Source organism: Streptomyces sp. CB00316, from assembly GCF_001905595.1.
Taxonomy (GTDB): Bacteria; Actinomycetota; Actinomycetes; order Streptomycetales; family Streptomycetaceae; genus Streptomyces.
In genome coordinates this window covers 190,644-204,654 of sequence record NZ_LIXI01000007.1, presented here as the reverse complement: position 1 = coordinate 204,654, position 14,011 = coordinate 190,644, and the positions used below count along the sequence as shown (strand labels likewise).

Annotated in this window: 11 protein-coding genes, 1 tRNA gene and 1 pseudogene; 5 read left to right on the top strand and 8 right to left on the bottom strand. The window is 68.8% G+C overall.

Annotated features, from left to right (window positions below):
• Positions 1–4 precede the first annotated feature (4 nt).
• Positions 5–337, bottom strand: a complete 333-nt coding sequence (locus AMK21_RS21295; RefSeq protein ID WP_073880262.1) for a transcriptional regulator — start codon at positions 335–337, stop codon at positions 5–7.
• A gap of 151 nt (positions 338–488) precedes the next feature.
• Here AMK21_RS21295 and AMK21_RS21290 point away from each other — a divergent pair, with 151 nt between their 5' ends.
• Together AMK21_RS21290 and AMK21_RS21285 are read left to right on the top strand one after the other, a co-directional pair.
• Positions 489–1,907, top strand: coding sequence for a pyridoxal phosphate-dependent decarboxylase family protein (locus tag AMK21_RS21290; RefSeq protein WP_073880261.1), 1,419 nt, complete (start codon positions 489–491; stop codon positions 1,905–1,907).
• Entirely contained in the window at positions 1,904–3,352 is a 1,449-nt protein-coding gene (locus AMK21_RS21285; protein ID WP_073880259.1) for a lysine N(6)-hydroxylase/L-ornithine N(5)-oxygenase family protein, read from the top strand. Before AMK21_RS21290 ends, AMK21_RS21285 begins: the two co-directional genes overlap by 4 nt.
• 72 nt (positions 3,353–3,424) lie before the next feature.
• Here AMK21_RS21285 and AMK21_RS21280 read toward each other — a convergent pair whose 3' ends face one another.
• Positions 3,425–5,242, bottom strand: coding sequence for a bifunctional metallophosphatase/5'-nucleotidase (locus AMK21_RS21280; protein ID WP_073880257.1), 1,818 nt, complete (start codon positions 5,240–5,242; stop codon positions 3,425–3,427).
• A 143-nt stretch (positions 5,243–5,385) separates the two neighbouring features.
• Between AMK21_RS21280 and AMK21_RS21275 the strand changes: the two genes are divergently transcribed.
• The gene (locus AMK21_RS21275) at positions 5,386–6,120 is read left to right on the top strand and encodes an SIMPL domain-containing protein (RefSeq protein ID WP_073880255.1); all 735 of its coding nucleotides are present in this window, start codon (positions 5,386–5,388) and stop codon (positions 6,118–6,120) included.
• 119 nt (positions 6,121–6,239) lie between these two features.
• Entirely contained in the window at positions 6,240–7,679 is a 1,440-nt protein-coding gene (gene pyk, locus AMK21_RS21270) for a pyruvate kinase (RefSeq protein ID WP_073880253.1), read from the top strand.
• A gap of 6 nt (positions 7,680–7,685) precedes the next feature.
• Here pyk and AMK21_RS21265 read toward each other — a convergent pair.
• Together AMK21_RS21265 and AMK21_RS21260 are read right to left on the bottom strand one after the other, a co-directional pair.
• Positions 7,686–8,465, bottom strand: a pseudogene (locus AMK21_RS21265) (transcriptional regulator).
• A gap of 107 nt (positions 8,466–8,572) precedes the next feature.
• A tRNA-Leu gene (locus AMK21_RS21260) sits at positions 8,573–8,647 on the bottom strand.
• Positions 8,648–8,746: 99 nt separating this feature from the next.
• Between AMK21_RS21260 and AMK21_RS21255 the strand changes: the two genes are divergently transcribed.
• On the top strand, positions 8,747–9,403 hold the full coding sequence (locus AMK21_RS21255) for an ANTAR domain-containing response regulator (RefSeq protein ID WP_018512090.1): 657 nt from the start codon (positions 8,747–8,749) through the stop codon (positions 9,401–9,403).
• A gap of 89 nt (positions 9,404–9,492) precedes the next feature.
• Here AMK21_RS21255 and AMK21_RS21250 read toward each other — a convergent pair whose 3' ends face one another.
• From AMK21_RS21250 to AMK21_RS21235, 4 genes are read right to left on the bottom strand one after another with little or no spacing between them, the layout of a single operon-like run.
• The gene (locus tag AMK21_RS21250; protein WP_015607899.1) at positions 9,493–10,209 is read right to left on the bottom strand and encodes an ABC transporter ATP-binding protein; all 717 of its coding nucleotides are present in this window, start codon (positions 10,207–10,209) and stop codon (positions 9,493–9,495) included.
• Positions 10,206–11,186, bottom strand: coding sequence for an ABC transporter ATP-binding protein (locus AMK21_RS21245; protein ID WP_073880251.1), 981 nt, complete (start codon positions 11,184–11,186; stop codon positions 10,206–10,208). The genes AMK21_RS21250 and AMK21_RS21245 overlap by 4 nt, the downstream gene beginning before the upstream one ends.
• A gap of 2 nt (positions 11,187–11,188) precedes the next feature.
• Complete coding sequence (locus AMK21_RS21240; RefSeq protein WP_073880249.1) at positions 11,189–13,021, bottom strand: branched-chain amino acid ABC transporter permease; 1,833 nt, start codon at positions 13,019–13,021, stop codon at positions 11,189–11,191.
• A complete protein-coding gene (locus AMK21_RS21235; protein ID WP_015607896.1) occupies positions 13,018–13,947 on the bottom strand; it encodes a branched-chain amino acid ABC transporter permease in 930 nt (309 codons plus the stop codon). Before AMK21_RS21235 ends, AMK21_RS21240 begins: the two co-directional genes overlap by 4 nt.
• Positions 13,948–14,011: the final 64 nt, after the last annotated feature.

Here is a 14,011-nt window from a genome sequence, read left to right as displayed (position 1 = left end):
GCCCTCACGTACCGGCCGGCCCCTCGCCCGTACCCGGACCGGCCGCCCGCAGGTCCGCCAGCAGCTCCGCATGGCCCGCCGGCACCTCGGGCAGGATCGACCGGGCCACCCGCAGCGGCTCCGCCACATCCGGAGCGGCAGGCCTGAAGTACACGGCGGAACCCTCCTCACCCAGCATCTCCGAGACCGCGTGCTCACGCTCACCGAGCGGTTCGAGCACCCGGATCCTGACCGGGTGACCCAGCGTCCCGAAGAACTCGGCCTTCAGCCGGTACAGCGGCGCACCTACCGACGGGACCCCGTTCCGTACACCCGTACACCCGTCCCGGAACCGCACACCCTTACCACCCGAACCCCCGGCAAATGGCCCACACCGGCCACCAGTACCCCTTTCGAGTTCAGATCGTTGGGCTCTTCGGCCGCGCCCCCCGAAACCCGGGACAAGCTGGCATGTCCACTCCCGCCCCTCCCGAAGGACCACCCCACCCATGTCCACCCCACCCCTCGCCGGAGGCACCGCAGGCCCCGCCGCACTGCGCCCCCTCATCGACACCGTGCTCACCGCACTCCACGACGGCGCGGCCCTCCGGGACGGCCCCCTCCCCGCCGGCGGACCCGACACCGTCACCCCCCGCACCCGCACCGCCGCCCACCCCCTCATCCCCGACCACGGCACCGGCGCCCACCACGCCCTCCGCTCTCTCGTCACCGCCCTCACCGAAGGCGCCGCCGACCCCGCCCACCCCCACTGCGCCGCCCACCTCCACACCCCACCCCTCGCCCTCGCAGCAGCAGCCGACCTCGCCGCCAGCGCCCTCAATCCCTCCATGGACTCCTGGGACCAGGCCCCCGCCGCCTCCGCCCTCGAAGCCGACCTCACCACCGCCCTCGCCGCCGAGATCTACCCCCACGCCCCCTCACCCGACGCCGTCATCACCACCGGCGGCACCGAAGCCAACCAACTCGCCCTCCTCCTCGCCCGCGAACGCCACGGCCCCGTCCAGACCGTCTGCGCCACCAACACCCACCACAGCGTCGCCCGCGCCGCCTGGCTCCTCGGCCTCCCCGACCCCGTCACCGTCCCCGCCCCCACCGGCACCCTCGACCCCACCGGACTCGACGAAGCCCTCACCCGCCTCCACCCCCCCCTCCTCGTCGTCGCCACCGCCGGAACCACCGACACCGGCGCCATCGACCCCCTCGACGCCATCGCCGACCTCTGCGCCACCCACGGCGCCGAACTCCACATCGACGCGGCCTACGGCGGACCCCTCCTCTTCAGCCCCACCCACCGCACCCTCCTCCACGGCCTCCACCGCGCCCAGAGCGTCACCCTCGACCTGCACAAACTCGGCTGGCAACCCGCCTCCGCCGGCCTCTTCGCCGTCCCCGAACGCCACCACCTCACCCCCCTCCACCACCACGCCCCCTACCTCAACGCCGACGACGACACCGAAGCCGGCCTCCCCGACCTCCTGGGCCGCTCCCTGCGCACCACCCGCCGGCCCGACGCCCTCAAGATCGCCGTCACCCTCCAGGCCCTCGGCCGCACCGGACTCGCCGACCTCATCGACCGGACCCTCACCACCGCCCACCACCTCGCCGACCTCATCACCAAGACCCCCGCCCTCGACCTCTACGAACGCCCCACCATCAGCACCGTCCTCTTCCGCCCCACCGACGCCGACGACCACACCGTCGCCACCCTCCGCCGCACCCTCCTCAACCGCGGCCACGCCGTCCTCGGCCGCGCCCACGCCGCCGGCCGCCTCTGGCTCAAGGCCACCCTCCTCAACCCCCACACCACCCCCCAGGACCTCCAGGCCCTCATCGACCTGATCACCGCCACCGCCACCGACCTGGCGGTCACCACCACCCCCCGCACAGAAGGCGACACCCCGCGATGACCGACCGGCCCGCCCCCGACCGGCCAGCCCCCACCCCCGAACCCGACCGGCCGCACGACCTCGTCGGCATCGGCATCGGCCCCTTCAACCTCTCCCTCGCCGCCCTCGCCCACAACATCCCCGCGGCCCCCGACGACCCCCGCCCCCTCGCCGCGACCTTCTACGAACAACGCCCCGCCTTCCACTGGCACCCCGGCCTCCTCCTCGACGGCGCCAGCCTCCAAGTCCCCTTCCTCGCCGACCTCGTCACCCTCGCCGACCCCTCCAGCCCCTGGAGCTTCCTCAACTACCTCCGCACCCGCGACCGCCTCTTCCCCTTCTACTTCGCCGAGCGCTTCCACATCCAACGAGCCGAATACGACGCCTACTGCCGCTGGGTCAGCGAACAACTCCCCGGACTCCACTTCGGCCACCAGGTCGACGCCGTCCGCTGGAACACCGAACGCGCACTCTTCGAAGTCGACTTCACCCAACTCGACCGCGACGGCGAAGCCGAAGCCCTCGGCCGCGCCTACGCCCGCCACATCGCCCTCGGCATCGGCACCGAACCCTTCGTCCCCGAACCCCTGCGCCCCCTCGCCGAAGCCCCGTCCGTCCCCGTACTCCACTCCGCCGACTACCTCCGCCACCGCGAACGCCTCCTCGCCGCCGACCACATCACCGTCATCGGCTCAGGACAGTCCGGCGCCGAAGTCTTCCTCGACCTCCTGCGCGCCCGCCCCGAAGGCGCCGAGAAACTCCACTGGCTCGCCCGCACCCAGGCCTTCGCCCCCATGGAATATTCCAAGCTCGGCCTGGAGCACTTCACCCCCGACTACAGCCGCTACTTCCACGCCCTCCCCGAAACCGCCCGCGACGAACTCGTCCCCCGCCAATGGCAGCTCCACAAAGGCATCGACGCCGACACCATCGCCGCCATCCACGACGAGCTCTACCGCCGCACCCTCCACGGCGGCTGGCCCGACGCCACCCTCACCCCCGGCGTCCACGTCCGCACCGCAGGACGCCTCGCCAACACCCGCGTCGAACTCCACCTCGAACACACCCAGCAAGGCACCCGCTCCCGCCTCACCACCGACGCCGTCATCCTCGCCACCGGCTACCGCGAACGCCCCCTCGACGCCCTCCTCGGCGGCCTCGACCCCTACCTCCGCCGCGACGCCTCCCACCGCCCCCGCATCGACGACCAGTACCGCCTGGTCCTCGACCGCAACGTCACCGGCCACGTCTACGTACAGAACGCCGAACGCCACACCCACGGAGTCGGCGCCCCCGACCTCGGCCTCGCCGCCTGGCGCAGCGCCACCATCCTCAACAACCTCACCGGCACCACCCCCTACCCCCTCCCCGAACGCACCGCCTTCACCACCTTCGGCCTCACCCCCAACCACCCCCGAGTCCCCGCCCAGGCCCCCGCCCTCATCCCCCTCAGCCAGTCCGTCTAGCCGCCGGACACAGAACGGCCCGGGACTCCACCCACGGAGACCCGGGCCGAACGAACAGCACACCCCACAGAGCTACGGGAAGACCGGCGTCCCCTCACGCGTCAGCCGCCACCCCACCGAAGCGAACGCCGCCGGATCCACCGACCCCTTCTCCCGCACCCACGCGATGATCGTGTTCCGGATCTCGTCCGAATTCGCCCACAGCTGCTTCGCCCCCGGCACATGCGGGAAATTACCCCCACCGCTCGCCCGGTAGTTGTTCACGGCGAACACGAACTGAGCCGCCGGATCGACCGGCTTCCCCTCGAAGGACAGCCCGACGATCCGCGACCCCACCGGCTTGGCGATATCGATGTCGTACGTCACCCCCGACACCGCGTCATAGTTGTAATCCGGAATCCCGTCCGCATTCGTCAGCTTCGCCGTATCCACCGGACCCCCCGCCGCGGTCCGCACGTAATACCGCGCCGAATACTCCAGATACTCCTTCAACTGCGCGCCCGTGAGCAGCCGCGCCTCCAGCGTGTTCTCGAACGGATACAGCCCCGCCGCATCCTTGATCGTCACATCACCGGCCGGAACCCCCGCCGTACGCGAGAAGCACGACGCCTGCGACAACACCGGCAGCGCCGCGTACTCCCCACCCGCCAGCGCCGCCGCCACCGTCTCCGCCTGCACCTGGTTGATCAGATCGATGATCGGCTCGTCCTTCCACGGCGCGTCCGCCGTCGACATCGCCACCACCGACGTACCGATCACCTGATTGACGTACGCCACCACCTTCCGGTGCTCGTCCCGCAACAGCGAAACCACCTTCCGGTCCTCCGTCACCGTATTCGAGTTCAGCACCTGCGAAGCGGCCTTCTCGACCGTCCAGCGCCCCTTCTCCCACACCAGATCGAAATCGAACAACGTCAGCCGCTGCCCCCACTTCGCCGGCTCCGACAGAACGACCCGCTTCCCCGTCACCTTGTTCGTGACGAAGTGCTCGGCGATCTCCACATGCGCGTGCCCCACCAGAATCGCGTCGATCCCCGGCACCTGCTCCGCCACCAGACCCGCCGCATTCTCCACGTACGGCAACTGATCCCCGTACGACGACGTCCCCGACGAACCCGAATGCGCCGACACGATCACCACATCCGCACCCATCGAACGCAGCTTCGGCACCCACTTCGCCGCCTGCTCCTCCAACCCCGGGAACACCATCCTCCCGCCCACATTCACCTTGTCCCAGATCGCGATCCCCGGATTCGTCAACCCGAGAACCGCCACCCGAACATCCCGCCCGAACGGCGTCCGCAACCGCTTGATGACGTACGGGGCGAACGCCGGCCGCAACGTCTTCGCATCCAGCGCGTTCGCCCCCAGCAGCGGAAAATCACACTGCTCCTCGAACTTCCGCAGCACCGGAATCCCGTAATTGAACTCGTGATTCCCCAGCGCCGCCGCGTCGTACCCGATCGCGTTCATCGCCTGCGCCATCGGATGCACCGGACCACGCCGCGCCGTGATCGGATCGACCTTCGCGTAGTAGTACGACAACTGCGTGCCCTGGATGGTGTCTCCCGCGTCGATCAGCAACGTGTTCCGGCGCCCCTTCTCCCGGCGCACCTGATCCACCAGCGTCGAGATCTTCGCCAGACCGACGTCGTTGTGGGCCGCGTCGTCGTACTCCTTGTCGGTGAAGTAGTCCCAGTTGAAGACGTTCCCGTGCAGATCCGTCGTGCCCATCACCGTGAACGAGTACCGCCTGCCCGGCCGCCTATGACCCCGGCCGTGCGCCTCAGCCGTACCCGCCGCGACCGCACCGCCCGCCAACGCCACCCCCGCACCGGCGGCAGCCGAACGGCCCAGAAACGTCCTGCGGTCCACGGGGTTCAACGACATCGCTCACTCACTCCTCGTTCAGTACGGGCAACGCGCGTAGATTCTGACCCGCCCCCCGTTCCACGCAACACCCCGCACAGGTTTCGATCCGATGACCCCCCGACACACCTCCTCCACACCCACCCCCGTGCCACAGTGAACGCATGACCGAAACCCCCACGCCCCAGCCCGCATCCACCCCCACCACCCACCACCCCTACGGCACCCCCGACACCCCCCACGTCACCGTCCGCGGCGAAGCCCACCTCGAAGTCGACCCCGAAATCGCCCACATCACGATCACCCTCACCGCCCGCGGCACCGACCGCCGCACCACCCTCGACGACCTCACCCACCGCAACACCACCACCCTCGACCTCATCAAGAGCTACGGCGACACCATCGAAAAGCTCGAAACCGGCACCCTCACCATCAACCCCGAACTCACCCGCCACGGCCGCGCCGAACGCATCCGCGCCTACCACGGCCACATCCAACTCACCGCCAGCCTCAGCGACTTCACCACCCTCGGCGAACTCATCACCCGCCTCGCCGACCACGAACTCACCCGCATCGACGGCCCCTGGTGGTCCCTACGCCCCACCTCCCCCCACCACGCCACAGCACGCCGCCAAGCCGTCCGCGAAGCCCTCCAACGCGCCCGCGAATACGCCGAAGCCCTCGACACCCGCCTCGGCGCCCTCCTCGAACTCAGCGACACCGGCACCCACCACACCCCCCTCGGCCGCGCCGCCTTCGCCGAGTCCATGCCCTACGCGGCAGCGGCAGGCGGAGCCGACGCCGCCGACGCCGCCCCGATCAACCTCGAACCCGTACGCCAGAACATCGACGCCCAGGTCGAAGCGTCCTTCACCCTCATCCCGCCGGCCCTCGGATAACGCTCATCGGAGCGGACCACCGCACAATTCAACACTTGTCAATAACCCTTCACCCAAAGGTTGTTGAGGTGTCATGCCGAGCCAAATACCTACCCGTAGGTAAGGTTTAGGCTCGAACCATGCGCCGAGCGAAAATCGTTTGTACCCTGGGTCCGGCAACCGACACATACGACCAGATCAAGGCCTTGGTCGAAGCGGGAATGGACATCGCCCGCTTCAACCTCAGCCACGGCTCCTACGCCGAACACGAGCAGCGATACCACCACGTCCGCAAGGCCTCCGAAGAGACCGGCCGCAGCGTTGGCATCCTCGCCGACCTTCAAGGCCCGAAGATCCGCCTCGGACGCTTTCGCGAAGGCCCCGTACTCCTTGAACGCGGCGACACCTTCACCATCACCGTCGAACCCCTCGAAAACGAAGGCGACGGCGACATCTGCGGCACCACCTACGACGGCCTCGCCGCCGACGTCGCCACCGGCGAACGCATCCTCGTCGACGACGGCCGCGTCACCCTCGAAGTCACCGACGTCGACGGCCCCCGCGTCCACACCACCGTCATCGAAGGCGGCATGGTCTCCGACAACAAGGGCCTCAACCTCCCCGGCGTCGCCGTCTCCGTCCCCGCCCTCTCCGAGAAGGACATCGACGACCTCCGCTGGGCCCTGCGCACCGGCGCCGACCTCATCGCCCTCTCCTTCGTCCGCACCGGACGCGACATCGACGACGTCCACCGCATCATGGACGAGGAAGGCCGTCGCCTCCCCGTCATCGCCAAGGTCGAAAAGCCCCAGGCCGTCGAGAACATCGACGACATCGTCGCCGCCTTCGACGGCATCATGGTCGCCCGCGGCGACCTCGGCGTCGAAATGCCCCTGGAACAGGTCCCGATCGTCCAGAAGCGCGCCATCAAGCTCGCCAGGCGCAACGCCAAACCCGTCATCGTCGCCACCCAGATGCTCGACTCGATGATCGACAACTCCCGCCCCACCCGCGCCGAAGCCTCCGACGTCGCCAACGCGATCATCGACGGCACCGACGCGGTGATGCTCTCCGGCGAGACCAGCGTCGGCAAGTACCCCATCGAGACCGTCCGCACCATGTCCCGCATCGTCCAGGCCGCCGAGGAAGACATCCTCGCCAAGGGCCTCCCACCCCTCACCGACCGCAACAAGCCCCGCACCCAGGGCGGCGCCGTCGCCCGAGCCGCCGCCGAGATGGGCGACTTCCTCGGCGCCAAGTTCCTCGTCGCCTTCACCCAGAGCGGCGACACGGTCAAACGCCTCTCCCGCTACCGCTCACCCATCCCGCTCCTCGCCTTCACCCCCGACGAAGCGACCCGCGCCCAGCTCAACCTCACCTGGGGCGTCGAGACCTTCCTCGGCCCGCACGTCGACTCCACGGACGCGATGGTCGCCCAGGTCGACGAGGAACTCCTGCGCATCGGCCGCTGCGCGAAGGGCGACATCGTGGTGATCACCGCCGGCTCCCCGCCCGGCGTGGCAGGCTCCACCAACCTGGTCCGCGTCCACCACATCGGCGAGGACGACAGCCCGAAGTAGGGCGGCTCAGTATTTAGGCCCGACGTGCGCATCCACGAGGGCGACGGATGCCCGTCGGGCTACGGAGATGTTGAACGGATCGCTGCCGCGCGCGAGGGTGGTCCACTCGACGCCTATGGCGGTGAGAGTGTCGCTGAAGAGCTTGCGGATGTCGTCGGACTTGTTGGTGAAGAAGTACCGAGGGTATTCGTACCGCTTGCGTTCGCCGCGAACCATGCGTGTGGCCCAGTTGGTGATGCGGCAGCCGTCGGAGTGGAAGAGCCCGCGGATGAATTCCCAGGGGTGGGCGTCCACGATCTGCTGCTGCCAGGGCTCCAAGATGATCCTGCGGTCGTGCTTCTTGCCGGGGCCGTGCTGAGGGAAGAAGCAGGGCCAGTGTTTGCTGAAGGAAGTGACGTACTGGCAGCCCGCACTTGCCACCCGGCAGAGCTTGTTGTGGGGTCGCGCGATCTGCACGGCTTCGGCGCAGGCGTCGATCAGGCCAGGCCGATCGTCGGCGCACGCGATGCGCAGTGAGTACACGCCTCGCTTCGCTGTGCTGATGCATGCAGCCGTCGCCGAGGTAGAGCCCCAGTAAGTACGCGTACGCGGACGGGTTCTCGATCGCCGTGGGCTCTTCGGTGCACCTCGGGCAGGGTTTGCCCCGGTTCGCGTCGAGCGGTTCGAGGCGCGTCTGCCAGGAGCGAATCGCGGCGCGCGATATGCCGGTCTGCTGGCTCACGGAATTCTGGCTGAGCCCTGGGCGAGAAGGGCGAGTGCTCTCTTGCGTGTTCCAAGGTCGTACACGCGGACAGCCTGGCCGAGTTCCGTCGGCCCGCAGTGAAAACGTGGAGTGATCACGCAATCACGTGAAACCTTGCGATTCTCAGGTGACCTTGGAATCGAAGGAAGAGTGCCCCGAGTCGGACTCGAACCGACACTGTATGGGTTTTGAATCCATTGCCTGCTGCCAATTGGGCTACCGGGGCTCCCAGGATCGAAGGTTCCCTTCAACCCACTGCGCGACCACCATACCGCAGCTAGGTAGGCTCAGGGGAAGCAGTACCTGCCCCGGAACAAGGAGCCCCGTGACCACCCCCGAGTCGCCCCAGCCCGTAGACGCCGTCGACGACGACAAGTCGCACGTCCCGCCGCTGACGACCCGTGTCGTCATCGCCGAGGACGAGGCCCTCATCCGCCTCGACCTCAAGGAGATGCTGGAGGAGGAGGGCTACTCCGTCGTCGGTGAGGCGGGCGACGGGCAGCAGGCCGTCGAGTTGGCCCGGGAGCACAAGCCGGACCTGGTGATCCTCGATGTGAAGATGCCGGTCCTCGACGGGATCTCCGCCGCCGAGAAGATCGCCGAGGAGTCCATCGCGCCCGTCCTCATGCTCACCGCCTTCTCGCAGCGCGACCTGGTCGAGCGGGCCCGGGACGCCGGGGCGATGGCGTACCTGGTGAAGCCGTTCAGCAAGAGCGACGTGGTGCCGGCCATCGAGATGGCCGTCTCCCGGTTCGCGGAGCTGAAGGCGCTGGAGAGCGAGATCGCGGACCTGTCCCAGCGGTTGGAGACCCGCAAGCTGGTGGACCGGGCGAAGAGCATCCTGCAGACGGATTACGGGCTCTCCGAGCCGGCCGCCTTCCGGTGGATCCAGAAGACGTCGATGGACCGCCGGATGTCGATGCAGCAGCTGGCGGAGGCGCTGATCGCGGACGCCGAGGAGAAGAAGAAGGCGGCCGAGTAGCCCCGTACGTACGCGATCGTACGAAGAAGAGGCCCGCACCCCGGCTCAAGAACCGGGTGCGGGCCTCTCCGCGTACAGGGGGAAGGACCTCAGTCCTCGCCCAGGTACGCCTTGCGGACCGAGTCGTCGTGCAGCAGGTCCTGGCCGGTGCCGGAGAGGACGATGTTGCCGACCTCCATCACGTGCGCGTGGTTGGCGAGCGAGAGCGCCGCCTGGGCGTTCTGCTCGACGAGCAGGATGGTGGTGCCCTGTGCGCGCAGTTCGGTGATGGTCGCCATGATCTTCTGCATCATGATCGGGGAGAGGCCCATGGAGGGCTCGTCGAGCATGAGCAGCTTCGGCTGGGACATCAGGGCGCGGCCCATGGCGAGCATCTGCTGCTCGCCGCCGGAGAGGGTTCCGGAGGCCTGCTTCCGGCGTTCCCCGAGGATGGGGAAGAGGTCGTAGGCGCGCTGGATGTCCTTGTTGATCCCGTCGCTGTCCTTGCGGAGGAAGGCGCCGAGGCGCAGGTTGTCCTCGATGGACATGCGGGGGAAGATGTGGCGGCCCTCGGGGGAGTGGGCGAGTCCGAGGGAGACGACCTGGTGGGCCGGGACCTTGCGGAGGGACTTGCCGTTGAACTTGATCTGGCCGGTGAGGGGCTTGATCAGTCCGGAGAGGGTGCGCAGCGTCGTCGTCTTGCCGGCGCCGTTGGTGCCGATGAGGGTGACGACTTCGCCTTCTTCGACCTTGAACGAGATTCCCTTGACGGCCTCGATCTTGCCGTAGGCGACGCGCAGGTCCTCGACTTCGAGAAGTGCGGTCATCGGTCGTTCTCCTTGCTGGTGCTCTTGCCGGGGGCGGCCGGAGCGTCCTCGGTCGTGGCCTCGGCCGCGGGGGCGGTGGCCTCCGGGGCGGTGGCCTCGGTGGTCTCCGCCGCTGCGGCGGCTTCGGCGGCTTCGACCTCGGCTACCTCGGCCGCGCCCGGGTCGCCCTCGAAGGGTTCGCCGAGGTAGGCGGCGACGACGCGGTCGTCGCCCTGGACCTCGGCGGCGGTGCCTTCGACGAGCTTCTCGCCCTGGACGAGGCAGGCGACGCGGTCGCAGAGGTTGAAGATGAAGCGCATGTCGTGCTCGATGACGAGGACGGCGATGCCCTTGTCGCGGATGGCGAAGATGAGTTCTTCGGCCGCGCGGGTCTCCTGCGGGTTCATGCCGGCGGTGGGCTCGTCGAGCAGGAGGAGGCCGGGCTCGCTGGCGAGCGCGCGGGCGATCTCCAGCTTGCGCTGTTCACCGTAGGGGAGGTTGCGGGAGAGGTGTTCGGCCTTGTGGTCGAGGCCGACGAACTCCAGCAGCTCCATGGCCCGGGCCTTGGATTCGGCCTCGGCGCGGTGGAAGCCGGGGCCGCGCAGGAGGGCGGACCAGAGGCCTTCCTTGGTGCGGGTGTGGCGTCCGACGAGGACGTTCTCCAGGACGGTCATGTTGGAGAAGAGCCGGATGTTCTGGAAGGTGCGGGCGATGCCGGTCGCCGTGATCTTGAAGGACTTGGCGGGGAGGACGTTGCCCTTGTAGCGGACCTCGCCCTCGGTGGGGATGTAGAGGCCGGTGAGGCAGTTGAAGAAGGTGGTCTTGCCTGCGCCGTTGGGGCCGATGAGGCCGACGATCTCGCCGGAGTTGACGGTGAGGTCGACGGACCGGACGGCGGTGAGGCCGCCGAACCGCATCGTGACGCCGCGGGCGTCGAGGACGGTCTCGCCGGGTGCGCTCACGGCTGTGGCCTCGGCGGTGGTGGTGTCGGTGGTCATCGTCAGGCCCCTGCCTTGGTGAGAGTGGCGGGCGCTTCGTCCTTCTCGTGGAATTCGAGCTGTTGGCGGCGGTTGGCGATGAGGCCCTCGGGGCGGAAGCGCATGAGCAGGACCAGTGCGAGGCCGAAGGCGAAGAGCTGGTAGTCGCTCATGAACTGGAGCTTGGCCGGGATGAGGAAGAGCAGTGCGCCGCCGACGAGCGGGCCGCTGATGGTGCCCATGCCGCCGAGGACGACCGCTGCGAGGAGGAAGGCCGAGTTGGGCGGGACGGCGTGGGCGAACTGGTACTGCTCGGGGGTCACGGTGTAGGTGACGTGGGCCTGTACGGCTCCGGCGAGGCCGGCGAGGGTGGCGCCGAGGGCGAAGGCGATGAGCTTGGTGCGGAAGCCGTTGATGCCCATGGCTTCTGCGGCGGTCTCGTCCTCGCGGATGGCGACCCAGGCGCGGCCGATGCGGGATTCGGCGCTGCGGCGGAAGACCACGACCACGATGAGGGTGACCAGCAGCATCAGGAAGAAGTAGTTCGCGAAGCGGCCGATGGTGAACCCGGCGATGGTGTGGGTGGCGCCGAAGTCGAAGCCGAACATGGTGAGGTTCGGGATCGAGGAGATGCCGTTGGAGCCGTTGGTGACGTCGGGTCCGGAGGTGCCGTCGAGGTTGAGGACGGCGATGCGGAAGATCTCTCCGAAGCCGAGGGTCACGATGGCGAGGTAGTCGCCGCGCAGTCGCAGGGTGGGGGCGCCGATGAGGACGCCGAAGACCATGGAGGCGGTGGCGCCGACCAGGATGGCCTGCCAGAACGGCAGTTGGATGCCGAGCGGGGAGGTCGGGGAGCCGGATACCAGGGCGGCGGCGTAGGCGCCGACGCCGAGGAAGGCGACGTAGCCGAGGTCGAGGAGGCCGGCGAGGCCGACGACGATGTTCAGGCCGAGGGCGACGGTGGCGAAGATGAGGATGTTGACGCCGATGGTCGCGTACTGGTCGTCGGACTGGGTGAACGGGAAGGCCGCGGCGGCGACGAAGGCGCCGACGAGGGTCACGTTGCGGTGGCGTGCGGTGAGGGTGGAGACGCGCTGGATGAGGCCGGCTTTCTGGATCGCCGCGAAGCCGAAGCCGGCGGTGATGAGGAAGCCGATGAAGAGCTCGTCGTACTCGGTGGTGATGCCGTAGGTGAAGACGGCGAGGCCGAGGGCGAGGACGACCGCGACGATCAGGATCTCGATGTACGAGGGCAGGGTCTTCGCGGGCTGGGCGGTGGTGGTGGCGAGGGTGCCCTTGTAGATCGCCCAGCGGTTGCTCAGGTTGTGCTTGAACTGGTCGTAGGCGCTGTCCTCGGGGTCGGCGGGGGTGATCTCGGGCCGCTCGTAGGGCAGGGAGCGGGCGCCGAGCCAGCCGATGAGGGTGGCGACGAGGGCGACGTAGGCGCCGGGTTCGAGGTTGACGACGCCGCCGAGCTGGACGCTGATGGCGATGATCGAGAACCAGGCGGTGGCGAGGGCCGCGTAGGCGGCGAGCCGGATCGCGGGGTCGGCGCCCTGCGGGGTGAGCCAGGCCAGGCCCTTGATCCCGTAGGAGGAGAGGCCGAAGAGGGCGAGGAGGGCGCCGCTGACGAGGACGAGCCACTGGAGGCCGCCGGGGTAGCCGTAGACCGTGAGGTCGCCGGGGAAGGCGGAGGTCCAGGTCCAGGCGAGGAAGGCGGAGACGACGGTGAGTGCGCCGCCTGCGGTGGCTGTGGCCCGTGCGATGTGGGGCGGGAGGAGGGAGCCGCGGGTGGCCGGGGTGGCCGGTGCGGGTGCGGTGACCGTGGTGGTCTGTGTAGTGGTCATCGTGGTCACGCCCTGTCCGCGACGCGCTCGCCCATGATGCCCTGGGGCCGGAAGAGGAGCACGAGGATGAGGAGTACGAAAGCCCAGGCGTTGGCCCAGGACTGGCCGCCGAGCTGTTCGAGGCCGGGGATTTCGGCGACGTAGGCGGCGGCCATGGTCTCGGCGACGCCGAGGGTGAGGCCGCCGATCATGGCGCCGTAGATGTTGCCGATGCCGCCGAGGACGGCTGCGGTGAAGGCCTTGAGGCCGAGGAGGAAGCCCATGCGGAACTGGACTTCGCCGTACTTGAGGCCGTAGGCGACGGCCCCGATGGCGGCGAAGGTGGCGCCGAGGGCGAACGCGACCACGATGATGCGGTCGGTGTTGATGCCCATGAGCTTGGCGGTGTCCGGGTCCTGCGCGGTGGCCTGCATGCCGCGGCCGGTGCGGGTCTTGACCACGAAGTAGCCGAGGACGGCCATCGAGAGGGGGGCGGCGATGAGCAGGAAGACGTCACCGGTCTGGATGGTGACGGGGCCGAGCTCGAAGGGGCCGCCGGGGATCTCGGGGAAGGTGCGGGCGGACTTGGCGCCCGGGTACCAGGCCCATACGGCTTGCTGGAGGGCGAGCGAGAGGCCGATGGCGGTGATGAGGGGTGCGAGGCGTGGTCCGCCGCGCAGCGGTCGGTAGGCGAATCGTTCCGCTCCGACCGCGATGGTGGTGGCGACGACGATCGCGCCGATGAGCATGAGGGGCAGTGCGAGCAGCACGCTGGTGCCGCTGGGGAGTATGAGCCAGACCGTGAGGGCCCCGAAGCCGCCGGTCATGAAGATTTCGCCATGGGCGAAGTTGATGAGCTGGACGATGCCGTAGACCATCGTGTAGCCAATTGCGACGAGCCCGTACATCGATCCGAGTAGCAGGCCGTTGACCAGCTGTTGCGGCAGTTCGTTCACCGCGGGTCCTCCGTGTCTTTCGCCGGGTATAGAACAGCGCGGGGCGCCTGGTGTGCGGCGCCCC

Bases quoted from the DNA above. Each gene is read 5' to 3' on its own strand.
- AMK21_RS21285 (WP_073880259.1), top strand. From the start codon at position 1,904: ATGACCGACCGGCCCGCCCCCGACCGGCCAGCCCCCACCCCCGAACCC.
- AMK21_RS21245 (WP_073880251.1), bottom strand. From the start codon at position 11,186: ATGACCACCGACACCACCACCGCCGAGGCCACAGCCGTGAGCGCACCC.
- pyk (WP_073880253.1), top strand. From the start codon at position 6,240: ATGCGCCGAGCGAAAATCGTTTGTACCCTGGGTCCGGCAACCGACACA.
- AMK21_RS21275 (WP_073880255.1), top strand. From the start codon at position 5,386: ATGACCGAAACCCCCACGCCCCAGCCCGCATCCACCCCCACCACCCAC.
- AMK21_RS21290 (WP_073880261.1), top strand. From the start codon at position 489: ATGTCCACCCCACCCCTCGCCGGAGGCACCGCAGGCCCCGCCGCACTG.
- AMK21_RS21280 (WP_073880257.1), bottom strand. From the start codon at position 5,242: ATGTCGTTGAACCCCGTGGACCGCAGGACGTTTCTGGGCCGTTCGGCT.
- AMK21_RS21250 (WP_015607899.1), bottom strand. From the start codon at position 10,209: ATGACCGCACTTCTCGAAGTCGAGGACCTGCGCGTCGCCTACGGCAAG.